Source organism: Listeria rocourtiae subsp. hofi, assembly GCF_963575615.1.
In the GTDB taxonomy this organism is placed as follows: domain Bacteria; phylum Bacillota; class Bacilli; order Lactobacillales; family Listeriaceae; genus Listeria_A; species Listeria_A hofi.
In genome coordinates this window covers 21,661-33,915 of the sequence record NZ_CAUYTL010000005.1, presented here as the reverse complement: position 1 = coordinate 33,915, position 12,255 = coordinate 21,661, and the positions used below count along the sequence as shown (strand labels likewise).

Genomic DNA, 12,255 nt, shown 5'->3' with positions numbered 1-12,255 from the left:
AACGTATGGGAGTGGTTCGTATTGCAATCAGGAGAAACAACTTTAGATGAGGCAATTGTACAAGATGTATTCGTTAAGAAGCGCAATAAAACAAAATGGTTTATTTATAAAATATTATTCATCACACTAGGTGCTATCCTAATGGGGGTTGGGCTAGAATTATTCCTAGTAAACAATCGTATTCTAGATGGAGGTATCGTAGGCGTTTCCATCATTATTTCACAGCTAACACCAGCACCACTTGGAGTCCTTATTTTCGTCCTAAATCTTCCATTCTTCATTATTGGATATCGCAAAATTGGAAAGAGCTTCGCACTCTTCACGCTATATGGAATCGCTGTAATGTCTGTAGTAACACTTATTCTACACGATTTAGAACCAGTAACAGATGACCTGCTACTTGCAACTGTATTTGGCGGTGTAACGTTAGGTTTAGGTGTTGGTATCGTGATTCGGAATGGTGGGGCGCTTGATGGAACAGAGATTGTCTCGATTATTATTAATGGAAAATCGCCATTTTCAACAGGACAAATTATTATGGCCATCAATATCGTTATTTTCTTGGTCGCTGGTCTTGTTTTTAACTGGGATCGGGCTATGTATTCCTTGATCACATATTTTTTAGCTTATAAAGTTATCGATATTGTCATTAGCGGTCTAGACGAATCGAAAAGTGCTTTTATTATAAGCCATCATTACGAAAAAATTGGTGCAGAAATCATCGACCAGTTGGGCAAAGGTGTTACTTACATCGATGCTACCGGTGGATATTCTGGTGACATAAAAAAAGTAGTTTTCGTTATTATCTCTCGCTTTGAGGAACCTAAATTAATCTCTATTTTAGACGATATCGATCCTGGCGCATTTCTGGCGGTCGGGAACAATATGTCCGAGATTCGTGGTGGAAAGCTGATGAATAAAAAAACACCGCATCTATAATACTTTGTTACAGATGTCCTCCAATTCTTTGGGGGCATCTTTTTAGCGAAAAAATAAGAACGTATTTTCGTATTTCGTACTAAAGTTGGAAGATTATCTTCTCGTTCTGTGCTATAATGCTAGAATACGAAAAGAGGATAGGGTGGGAAATTTGGCAAATCAAACAAAGAAAAAAACGTCTCGTGCAAAGAAGACGACACGTAAGAAGAAACAAACAGCAAAATCTTACTCCTTTGAAATCAGCGGAGTTATACTAGCCGGACTTAGTTTAATAGGTCTATTTCAACTGGGCTTCATGGGGCGGCTCATTTACGCGCTAGGCGAATTTATTGCCGGTGAATTAGCGATTGTCTTGCTTACTGGTTTAACCATATTAGGCATTTATTTCATTTTTAAAGGAAGCGTTCCAAATCTATTTACAAAACGTTTGAATGGTATATATTTGATTTTTATTGGATTGTTAACTTTCTTTGAAATGTGGTATGTCACGCATGTGCTCGCAGATGGTGCGTCCATTTTCAGTTCTATGTTGAAACTACTCAGCCAAAATATTTGGCATCCAAGTCAAATTGACCAAGTTGGCGGTGGAATTGTCGGCTCAAGCATTGTCGCTGTTACATATTTTTTAATAGACCGAATCGGTACAAACATTATCGCTACGATTCTATTCTTGTACGGTTTGTCGTTACTAACTGGCATCCCTTTAAAAACCGCTTTCACAAAAATTTCCAATGTACTTCGTGGCATATTCGACTGGTTAAATCAGTTTTTTGAACAACATAAAAACCGTAAGCCAAAATCTAAAAAGGTGACGAAACCTAAACCAGTAATAGAAGCAAAACCGGTTCTTGAGGTCGTGGAGGAGAATGCAGAACCAAAGCTACCACCAATTATCTCCAATTTCCAGAAAAAACAAGAGACCATCAATAAGGCTTCTGAAATACAGCCGGAGCAAGATGAAGAAGCGCCACCAATCACTTTTCAGCAGGAATCATTTGAAAACGAAATTTATCAACTGCCACCAATAGATTTACTGACGCCTGCAGAACCGACTGATCAAAGTGCAGAATATGATCAAATTAAAGCTAATGCACAGAAATTAGAGTCCACCTTCGAGAGCTTTGGTGTGAAGGCAAAAATAACACAAGTTCACTTAGGCCCTGCAGTTACAAAGTATGAAGTCCAGCCATCCGTAGGTGTAAAAGTAAGCAAAATTGTAGGACTAAGCGATGATATTGCCCTTGCTCTTGCCGCTAAAGATATCCGAATTGAGGCACCAATTCCTGGAAAATCAGCCATTGGAATTGAAGTTGCCAATCAGAATGTTGCGATGGTTGCGCTTCGTGAAGTTTTAGAAAATAATCCTAGTGACCGTCCAGATGAGAAACTACAAATTGCCCTAGGCCGTGATATTTCAGGAGATGCCATCGTTGCAAATCTTGATAAAATGCCACATTTACTTGTCGCAGGAGCAACGGGGAGCGGAAAATCGGTTTGCATTAACGGGATCATTACAAGTATTTTGCTACGTGCGAAACCACATGAAGTCAAAATGATGATGATTGATCCAAAGATGGTCGAACTTAATGTGTATAACGGGATTCCTCATTTGCTCGCACCAGTAGTAACAAATCCCAAAAAAGCTGCACAAGCGTTGCAAAAAGTAGTTTCAGAAATGGAGCGGCGTTACGATTTATTTTCCCACACCGGAACGCGAAACATGGCTGGATACAATGCACATGTTCGCCAACATAACGAGCAAAACGAAGCAAAGCAAGCCGAACTGCCTTTTATCGTCGTTATTGTCGATGAGTTAGCCGACCTTATGATGGTCGCTTCTAATGACGTAGAAGATGCTATTACACGTTTAGCGCAAATGGCACGTGCAGCTGGTATTCACCTCATTATCGCGACACAGCGTCCTTCTGTTGATGTTATTACCGGCGTTATTAAAGCTAATATCCCATCTCGAATCGCGTTTGCTGTATCGAGTTCCATTGATTCCCGCACGATTTTAGACATGGGAGGCGCTGAGAAATTGCTTGGACGGGGCGATATGCTATTCCTTCCAGTAGGAGCCAGCAAACCTGTGCGTATTCAAGGTGCATTTCTTTCCGATCAAGAAGTAGAGGACATCGTATCGTTCGTCGTTGCCCAACAAAAAGCGCAATACAACGAAGATATGATTCCTGATGAAGTACCAGATATTGCGGTAGAAGCTGAGGATGAACTTTATAACGAGGCGGTTGAACTAGTACGTGAAATGCAGACGGCTTCGGTTTCCATGCTACAAAGGAAATTCAGAATAGGCTACAACCGTGCAGCTCGTATTATTGATGAGATGGAGCAGCGAGGCGTTGTTGGCCCGCATGAGGGCAGCAAACCGCGACGTGTAAACATTGGCGATATGCCAGAATATGAAGATTAAGATTCCTATAAAAAGACGCAGGACCATTTTTCGCATCCTGCGTCTCTTTTTTCTATAAAAGTTCCTCTATTTGATCCTTTATTTCTGCATGATGGTCATCATATTTCGCTTCGGTTCGTTGTAATAATTCATCGAAAAAGGCAGGTAATTTGGCCTCACTAAGTGAAACGCCCTCTGCTGTAATCCCACCTTTTGTCGCCACGCGTTTAATCAGTGACTCAAACGTGTAGCCTTTCTCTGCCAGCAACATAGACGTCCCAGCTAAAGAATTACTAATCATTTGAAAAACTTCTGCTTCTGTTAAATTTGACTTGCGAACTGCTGCTTGTACAAACTGTTCAAAAATCGCAGCAATAAATCCTGGAGAAGAACTCGTCAAGTCACTTGCCAAATCAATGTTTTCCTCAGCGACTTCTTGAACTGAGCTGAACGTCCCAAGTGCCGTACTTAACCAAGCTTGATTCTGAGTAGAAACAGCCGTATCGTGATTCACTAGGCTTGTTCCAATACCAACAGATGTTGTCAGTGAAGGAATTAGTTTACTAAACTGCACATTCGTTGCCACTTTTTTTAAATCATCGACAGAAACACCTGCTGCAATGGAAATAATGTGTTTTTCACTCGAAAATGCTGCCTTATTTTCTAGCAAAACAGGCAAGACAGCAAGCGGTAAAACACAAACAAAGATATGCTCCGCCTGCTCAAAAACTTCTAAACTCGTCTTGGCAATCGTAATTTCAGGGAATAACTCATGAATTTCCTGTAATTTTTCATTTTCTGAACGTGTATAGATAATAAAATCCTTAGGTGCCACATCTGCATGCGCTAAAAACTGACGTGTCAATAAATCCGCCATACTTCCATAACCAATAAAACCAATTTTCATGCTAATCATCTCGTCTCTAATAAAAATTATGCTATTTTTCCAGCACATATCTCTATTATGCAAATCTTCAGCATCACATGCAAGCCATTTACTCATTAAAAAGAGTTAATTTTCCGAATATATTTGAAACACTTACTTTGAGCTTCGATATTTATTTATTTGAAATTCCATGGTATATTAAAAAGAGTTAGAGTATCCGTTTTCAAGGAACGCTATTAGATATAGCAAAAGGGGAACTTAAATCATACATACTTTCTAATCGTTCGTATTTGCGATACTAATAACTACAATTTTATCTCTCGGGAGGGGTTTTAAGGTGAAAAAGCGTACATTTGCTTTAGCACTATCCATGATTATGGCAACAGGCGTTGTGCTTGGTGCATGTGGATCATCAGATGACAGCAAGAAGAGCGGCGGCGACAAGGACAATTTTACAGTAGCAATGGTAACAGATACTGGTGGGGTAGATGACCGTTCATTTAACCAATCAGCGTGGGAAGGTTTACAAAAATTCGGTAAAGCTAACGGTCTTGAAAAAGGAACGGATGGCTATAACTATTTACAATCTGCATCAGAAGCTGATTTCAAAACAAACTTAAACACAGCTGTTCGTAGTAATTACAGTCTTATCTACGGCATCGGTTACAAATTAAAAGATGCCATTGAAGATGTTTCCAAGCAAAAACCAAAAAACAAATTCGCGCTTGTGGATGATACCATTACAGATCGCGACAATGTTGTAAGTATCGGCTTTGCAGACCAAGATGGTTCATTCCTTGTGGGGGTTGTTGCTGGTTTAACAACGAAAACCAACAAAGTTGGATTTGTTGGTGGCGTTAAAGGCGCAGTTATCGATCGTTTTGAAGCTGGATTCACGGAAGGCGTTAAAGCTGTAAATCCGAAAGCAGAAGTAAAAGTACAATATGCGAATGATTTCGCAAAAGCAGATAAAGGACAACAAATTGCGGCTGGTATGTACAATGGTGGCGTAGATATTATTTTCCATGCGGCTGGTGCAACTGGTAACGGTGTATTTGCAGAAGCTAAAAACCTGAAGAAAAAAGATCCAGCCCGTGCTGTATGGGTAATCGGTGTTGACCGTGACCAATGGGATGAAGGTGCTGTCACTGCTAACGATGGCAAGGAGTATAACGTAACGCTAACATCTGAAATCAAACGTGTAGATATCGCGGTTGATGATTTAGCAACACGAACAAAAGCAGGAGACTTCCCAGGTGGGGAAAAAATTGAATACGGCCTTGATAAAAATGCTGTAGGTCTTTCTCCAAGTCAAGATAACCTATCTAAAGAAGTTCTAGCTAAAGTAGACGAATACAAACAAAAAATCATTGATGGCGACATTAAAGTTCCAGAAAAGCCTTGATGATTGCTTGATGGATAAAAGTCGGTTTTTTGAACCGGCTTTTATTAATGTTCCAATCCACTTTTTATTTTTCGTTCGTATTGTAAGCGTTTTAACCTATAAAGTGTTGGATTATATTCTCTAATCCTAGGTCAAAATGCATATTTTTTAAAAATATCGTCTATTTTTACGCTTTTTTTCAAAAAAGGAATTGCAATGTAACTCATTTAGAAATAGAATAAGGTGATGACTTTTTTGGAATACTACATATTCTCGTTTTATGCACAAATAAAAAAGAACTTTTTGACAGGTGATTTTAAATCTTGTAAAACGGTTTACATCAAAAAGGAAATCGAATTCATTCACAAAAGGTGGATATTAGCTATTATAAGGGGAGTGAGACAGTGGATTATGTTATTGAAATGTTAGGGATCAGAAAAGAGTTTTCTGGGTTTGTAGCAAACGATAACATTACCTTACAGCTTAAGCGTGGCGAAATTCACGCGCTGCTAGGTGAGAATGGTGCTGGGAAATCAACACTAATGAATGTTTTGTTCGGACTTTATGAACCAGATGGTGGCGAAATTCGTGTCAACGGCAATGCAGAAGCGATTAATAGCCCAAACAAAGCCAATGACCTCGGAATCGGTATGGTGCATCAACACTTTATGCTTGTCGATAAATTTACAGTAGCCGAAAATATTATCTTAGGAAAAGAGCCTAGTAAATTTGGCGTCATTGAGAAAAAGAAAGCTATTGAAGAAATTAAGACTATTTCCGACCGCTACGGTCTAAAAGTAGATCCACATGCCAAAATAAGCGATATTTCAATTGGGATGCAACAACGAGTAGAAATCCTCAAAACATTGTATCGTGGCGCTGATATTCTTATTTTTGATGAACCCACTGCTGTTCTGACGCCACAAGAAATTAAAGAACTTATCTCGATAATGCGTACGCTCATTAAAGAAGGCAAATCGATTATTCTAATCACGCATAAATTAAAAGAAATCATGGACGTTTGTGATCGAGTAACCGTTATTCGTCGCGGAAAGGGCATGGGAACTGTCAATGTTCCAGAAACTAGCCCACAAGCCTTGGCAAATCTCATGGTTGGTCGTGAAGTCGTCTTTACAACCGAAAAAACACCTGCAAATCCGGGTCGAGACGTGCTTGAAGTCAAAGATTTAGTTGTCAAAGAAAGTCGTGGTGTCGAAAGCGTTCGAGGTCTTAATCTCACCGTTCGTGCTGGCGAAATTGTTGGTATCGCAGGTGTTGATGGAAACGGTCAAAGCGAGCTCATTCAAGCAATTTCAGGACTAACAAAAACGACTAGCGGCTCCATTTTACTAAAAGGAGAACATATCGAAAACAAGAAGCCACGTCGTATCACGGAATCAGGCCTCGGTCATATTCCAGAAGATCGCCATAAACACGGACTTGTTCTTGAAATGTCATTAGGTGAGAATATTGCCTTACAAACCTATTACAAAAAGCCCATTTCCAATAAAGGTTTTCTAAACCATAAAGAAATGTATGACTTTGCTAGAAGACTCATTGAAGAATATGATGTTCGTACAAGTAGTGAATACGTAGCGGCTAAAGCTCTTTCTGGTGGGAATCAGCAAAAAGCAATTATTGCCCGTGAAATTAGCCGAGATCCTGATTTTCTCATTGCAGCTCAACCAACACGTGGACTTGATGTTGGCGCTATTGAATTCATTCATAGACGTCTTATCGAGCAACGCGACGAAGGAAAAGCCGTCTTATTGATGTCTTTTGAGCTCGATGAAATTATGAATGTAAGTGATCGTATTGCTGTCATCTATGAAGGTAAAATCGTAGCCATTGTAAAACCTGAGGAAACAACGGAACAAGAACTAGGTCTTCTAATGGCTGGATCAGCAAAAGTGGAAACGGGGGAGAAAACACATGTCTAAAAAAGTACAAGCCCTTGTTATCCCAGTTACAGCCGTTATTCTCGGTTTACTATTTGGCGCTTTGATCATGTTGCTATTTGGATATAATCCGATAGACGCATACATTGCACTTTTCCAAGGCGCATTCGGCGATTCCTTCTATCTTGGGGAAACAATTCGCCAAGCAACACCTTATATTTTAGTCGGTCTATCCATTGCAATTGCTTTTAAAGCTGGCCTTTTCAATATCGGTGCAGAAGGACAGCTTCTTATGGGGTGGATTGGAGCTGTAGCAGTTGGTCTGACTTTTGAAGGGTTGGATAAATGGATACACTTGCCACTTGCACTCTTGGCGGGAATCATCTGTGGTGCTTTCTGGGCCTTCATTCCAGGGATTCTGAAAGCCACACTAAAAGTCAATGAAGTTATCGTAACAATCATGTTAAACTACACGGCTCTTTATATTTTCAACTATATCGTGCAAAACGTTCTAACGAAACAAATGGACAAAACAAAAGAAGTTCCTGCATCTGCATCGCTACAATCGCCATTCCTGCAAGAAATGACGCAATATTCATCGCTTCACTGGGGAATCTTGATTGCTGTCGGTTGCGCACTTATTATGTGGCTTGTTATCAATAAAACGACATTTGGTTATGAGTTGAAATCAGTCGGCTTCAACCAAAATGCTTCCAAGTACGCTGGTATGAGTGTCGCGAAAACGATTGTCATTTCAATGATTATCGCAGGTGGCCTTGCTGGGTTGGCAGGCGCGATGGAAGGTCTTGGAAACTACGGCACAGCTTATGTACTTCCGACATCTCCTGGTACTGGTTTTGACGGTATTGCCGTTGCTTTACTTGGTGGTAATTCACCAATCGGTATCATCTTCTCCGCTATCCTATTCGGAGCGCTAAAAGTAGGATCACTAAACATGCCTGCTGTCGCTGGAGTTCCAAATGAGCTAGTAAACGTGGTTATCGCGCTTATTATCTTCTTCGTTGCATCCAGTTATATTATCCGCTGGGCAATGGATAAATTTGCGAAGGGGGCGAAAACAAAATGATTTCGACTTTAGCGATTATTGTCTCTAGTACATTATTAATGGCTGGACCACTCATTTTCACAGCGCTCGGGGGCGTTTTCTCAGAACGAGGGGGCGTTGTTAACATCGGGCTTGAAGGTATGATGATTATGGGCGCCTTCTCATCGATTGTTTTTAACTTAACTTTCGCGGATGTTTTCGGCAACTGGACACCATGGGTTGCGCTTTTAGCTGGTATGTTTGTTGGTGGGGTATTCTCACTCGTACACGCGGTTGCGACGATTAATTTCCGCGCCGATCACGTTATTAGTGGTGTAGCAATTAACTTTTTAGCACTCGGTATTTCCTTGTTCCTTGTCAAAGTTATTTATGACAAAGGACAAACCGATCAAATTAAACATTACTTCGGAAAACCAGATATTCCGCTTCTAAAAGATATTCCCGTGATTGGCGATATTTTCTTCAAAAATGTTCCAGTCATGAGTTACGTCGCGATTCTAGTAGCGATTCTTTCTTGGTTCATCATCTATAAAACAAGATTTGGCTTGCGTCTTCGCTCTGTTGGGGAACATCCATTAGCAGCAGACACAATGGGAATCAAAGTGCGTTGGATGAGATATCAAGGCGTTATCATTTCTGGTATTCTCGGCGGCTTAGGTGGTGCGGTTTATGCCCAATCCTTTACACTTGATTTCGGCCACGCAACAATTTCTGGGCAGGGTTATATGGCCTTAGCTGCGATGATCTTTGGTAAGTGGAATCCGCTTGGTGCGATGGGAGCTGCAATTTTCTTCGGATTTGCGCAGTGCCTGAGTATTATCAGTGGTCAATTACCATTCTTTAGTGGTATTCCAGACGTTTATCTCCAAGTTGCTCCTTACGTATTAACCATTCTTGCTCTCGTTGGTCTAATCGGAAAATCCGAAGCTCCTAAAGCAGATGGTGTAAATTATATTAAAGGAAAATAACAAGCAACACCCAATTTCGTCTAGATTTGCGAAATTGGGTGTTTTTCAATCTGTAGCATTTGTTTAGCGAGGGATAATAAGGTACAATAAACAGTGCTTAGCCAAATAAGGAGGGATTTTTAATGACAACTCATAAACAGGAATATAAAGAACAAATTGGCGCGATTCAACTAACACTTATTCCTTCTGACAAATATAAATCAAATAAAATTGTATTTAAATTCAGAGCACCACTCGACCGTAAAACGACTACAAAACGTGCCTTAATTGCCGCATTAATGGAGACTAATACGAAAAAATATCCAACACAAACTGCTTTTCGCAAAGAATTAGCAAGCCTATATGGGGCTAATTTTTATGCATCGGTGGATAAGAAAGGGAACGAGCATGTTATTACCGCTATTCTTGATATGGTAGATGGCCAGTTTGTACCGGGTGGTGATACATTGCTAGAAAAAGCCTTCATGCTCATTCAAGAGATTATTTTTAATCCAAATGTAACAGACGGTAGTTTCCATGAAGCAACAGTTGCTCGTGAAAAAGAGAATTTGGTGCAACGTTTAGAGAGTGTATACGATGATAAAATTCGCTATGCCAATAAGCGTTTGACAGAGATTATGTTTGCTAATGAGAACTATAAATATGGAGCAGCTGGTGTATTGGAAGATATTCCAAACATTACTGGTACCGATTTATATGGTTACTACCAACAGTTTTTAGCTGAAGATACTATCGATTTATTCATTTGCGGTGATGTGAAAAAAGAGGATGTTATTCCGCTTCTAAAAAAGCTACCATTTGCAGATCGTAAATATCGTGAATTAGACGTTATCGCGCCTGTTCATCCTAAGGAAGTCCATACAGTCAAAGAAAACCAACCAATAAATCAAGGGAAACTCGTTCTTGGTTACCGTACGAATATTTTATTCGGTGAAGATTCCTATGTTCCGCTACAGCTCGCTAATGGCTTACTTGGTGGTTTTGCAAATTCAAAGATTTTTATTAATGTCCGTGAAAAAGCGAGTTTAGCATATTATGCAAGCAGCCGAATCGATTCATTCCACGGTTTCATGCTTATTTCAGCAGGGATTGATGAGAAAAATTATGAACAGGCGCTTACAATTATTAAAGAGCAAGTCGCCGCGATGCAAGCTGGTGATTTCACAGAGGAAGAACTAGCCCAAACAAAGGCGATGCTCTCAAACCAGCTCCTAGAAGCCAATGATCAAGCGCAGGGCCTTATTGAACTTGCTTACAACAACACATTGAAAAAAGCAAATCTGGATTTATCAAACTGGTTAAAACGCATTTCTGAGGTTACAAAACAAGAAGTAGTAACCGCCGCAAAATCGTTTGAGCTAGACACAATCTACTTCCTGAGCAAAGGAGCCGATTCTAATGAATAAAAAAAGTTACGATCAGTTAAAAGAAGCCGTTTACTATGAAACATTGGATAACGGCCTACAAGTATATGTCTTACCAAAACATGGTTTTAGCAAAACTTTCGCGATTTTCACAACCAATTATGGCTCAATTGATAATGCATTCGTGCCACTTGGTCAAGAATCATTTACGCGCGTTCCAGATGGTATCGCACATTTCTTAGAGCATAAACTATTCGAAAAAGAAGATGGTGATGTCTTCTTCAAATTTGGTGAAAAAGGAGCCTTCACTAACGCTTTCACATCTTTTACACGTACGGCTTACCTATTCTCAAGCACATCAAATGTCGAAGAAAACCTCGAAACATTAGTTGATTTTGTGCAGGAACCTTACTTTACAGCAGAAACCGTTGAAAAAGAAAAAGGGATTATCGGGCAAGAAATTCAAATGTACGATGACGATGCTGATTTCCGCGTTTATTTTGGCGCAATCGAAAACATGTATCACCACCACCCAGTGAAAATTGACATCGCAGGTACTATTGAATCTATTGCTGATATCGACAAAGACCTTTTGTATCTTTGCTACAATACATTTTACCATCCGAGTAACATGATTCTTTTTATCGTTGGAAACATAGATCCTGAACAAGCCATTGAGCAAGTCCGCAACAATCAAGCGAAAAAGACATTTGCTCCTGCAAAACCAGTGAAGCGACACTTTCCAGATGAGCCAAAATCGGTTGCCGTTGCTAAGAAAAAATTGAAATTTCCCGTTCAAATCGCCAAAAATCTAGTAGCTGTTAAAGAAGACATCGGCACATTACGTGGCAAAGAAGCCGTGCAGCATGAAATGACAGCAGATATTCTATTGGAACTAATGTTTGGTACTACATCTGATGCTTACCTTGAATTATACGACCAAGGTATTATTGACGATACGTTCGGATTTGATTATAGTTTACAAGACAGCTTCTCTTTTGTTCTCGTTGGTGGTGACGCAAAAGATCCAGATTTACAAGAAAAGAAAATTAAAGAAACGTTCGAAAAAGCGCTACAAAACGGTTTTAACGAAGATGATTTAGAGCTTTTAAAACGAAAAAAGATGGGGCAATTTTTACGCTCGTTGAATTCACCTGAGTTTATTGCAAACCAGTTTTCGCAGTATATTTTTGAAGAAGCGTCTTTATTTGATATTTTACCAGCCATTAAAGCTGTTACAGTAGCTGATGTAGAGGCATTTCTAAAACGAATTTACTTGGAAGATCGAGTTACGACATTCCAAATTGTTCCGGAGTGATACTACAGAAGAAACTTTGATAGGC

9 protein-coding genes are annotated in these 12,255 nt (G+C 39.8%); 8 read left to right on the top strand and 1 reads right to left on the bottom strand.

Annotated elements, in window-relative coordinates; all coding sequences use genetic code 11:
- Window positions 1-54 precede the first annotated feature (54 nt).
- A complete protein-coding gene (locus R8925_RS04085; RefSeq protein WP_430539403.1) occupies window positions 55-939 on the top strand; it encodes a YitT family protein in 885 nt (294 codons plus the stop codon).
- 151 nt (window positions 940-1,090) lie between these two features.
- Entirely contained in the window at window positions 1,091-3,367 is a 2,277-nt protein-coding gene (locus R8925_RS04080) for a DNA translocase FtsK (RefSeq protein WP_430534646.1), read from the top strand.
- A gap of 52 nt (window positions 3,368-3,419) precedes the next feature.
- Here the strand turns inward: R8925_RS04080 and proG are convergent, their stop codons facing one another.
- A complete protein-coding gene (gene proG / locus R8925_RS04075; protein ID WP_430534645.1) occupies window positions 3,420-4,253 on the bottom strand; it encodes a pyrroline-5-carboxylate reductase ProG in 834 nt (277 codons plus the stop codon).
- A gap of 316 nt (window positions 4,254-4,569) precedes the next feature.
- On the opposite strand from proG, the gene R8925_RS04070 reads away from it, so the two are divergent.
- From R8925_RS04070 to yfmH, 6 genes are all read left to right on the top strand, one after another.
- Window positions 4,570-5,637 (top strand): BMP family lipoprotein, encoded by a 1,068-nt coding sequence (locus R8925_RS04070; RefSeq protein ID WP_430534644.1) that lies wholly within the window; start codon window positions 4,570-4,572, stop codon window positions 5,635-5,637.
- 383 nt (window positions 5,638-6,020) lie between these two features.
- A complete protein-coding gene (locus tag R8925_RS04065) occupies window positions 6,021-7,556 on the top strand; it encodes an ABC transporter ATP-binding protein (RefSeq protein WP_430534643.1) in 1,536 nt (511 codons plus the stop codon).
- Entirely contained in the window at window positions 7,549-8,601 is a 1,053-nt protein-coding gene (locus R8925_RS04060; protein WP_430534642.1) for an ABC transporter permease, read from the top strand. The genes R8925_RS04065 and R8925_RS04060 overlap by 8 nt, the downstream gene beginning before the upstream one ends.
- Window positions 8,598-9,548 (top strand): ABC transporter permease, encoded by a 951-nt coding sequence (locus tag R8925_RS04055; RefSeq protein ID WP_036069074.1) that lies wholly within the window; start codon window positions 8,598-8,600, stop codon window positions 9,546-9,548. Before R8925_RS04060 ends, R8925_RS04055 begins: the two co-directional genes overlap by 4 nt.
- 122 nt (window positions 9,549-9,670) lie before the next feature.
- Window positions 9,671-10,954, top strand: a complete 1,284-nt coding sequence (yfmF, locus tag R8925_RS04050; RefSeq protein WP_430534641.1) for an EF-P 5-aminopentanol modification-associated protein YfmF — start codon at window positions 9,671-9,673, stop codon at window positions 10,952-10,954.
- Window positions 10,947-12,230 carry an EF-P 5-aminopentanol modification-associated protein YfmH gene (yfmH, locus tag R8925_RS04045; RefSeq protein WP_430534640.1) on the top strand — a complete coding sequence of 428 codons (1,284 nt, stop codon included), beginning with the start codon at window positions 10,947-10,949 and terminating at the stop codon, window positions 12,228-12,230. Before yfmF ends, yfmH begins: the two co-directional genes overlap by 8 nt.
- Window positions 12,231-12,255: the final 25 nt, after the last annotated feature.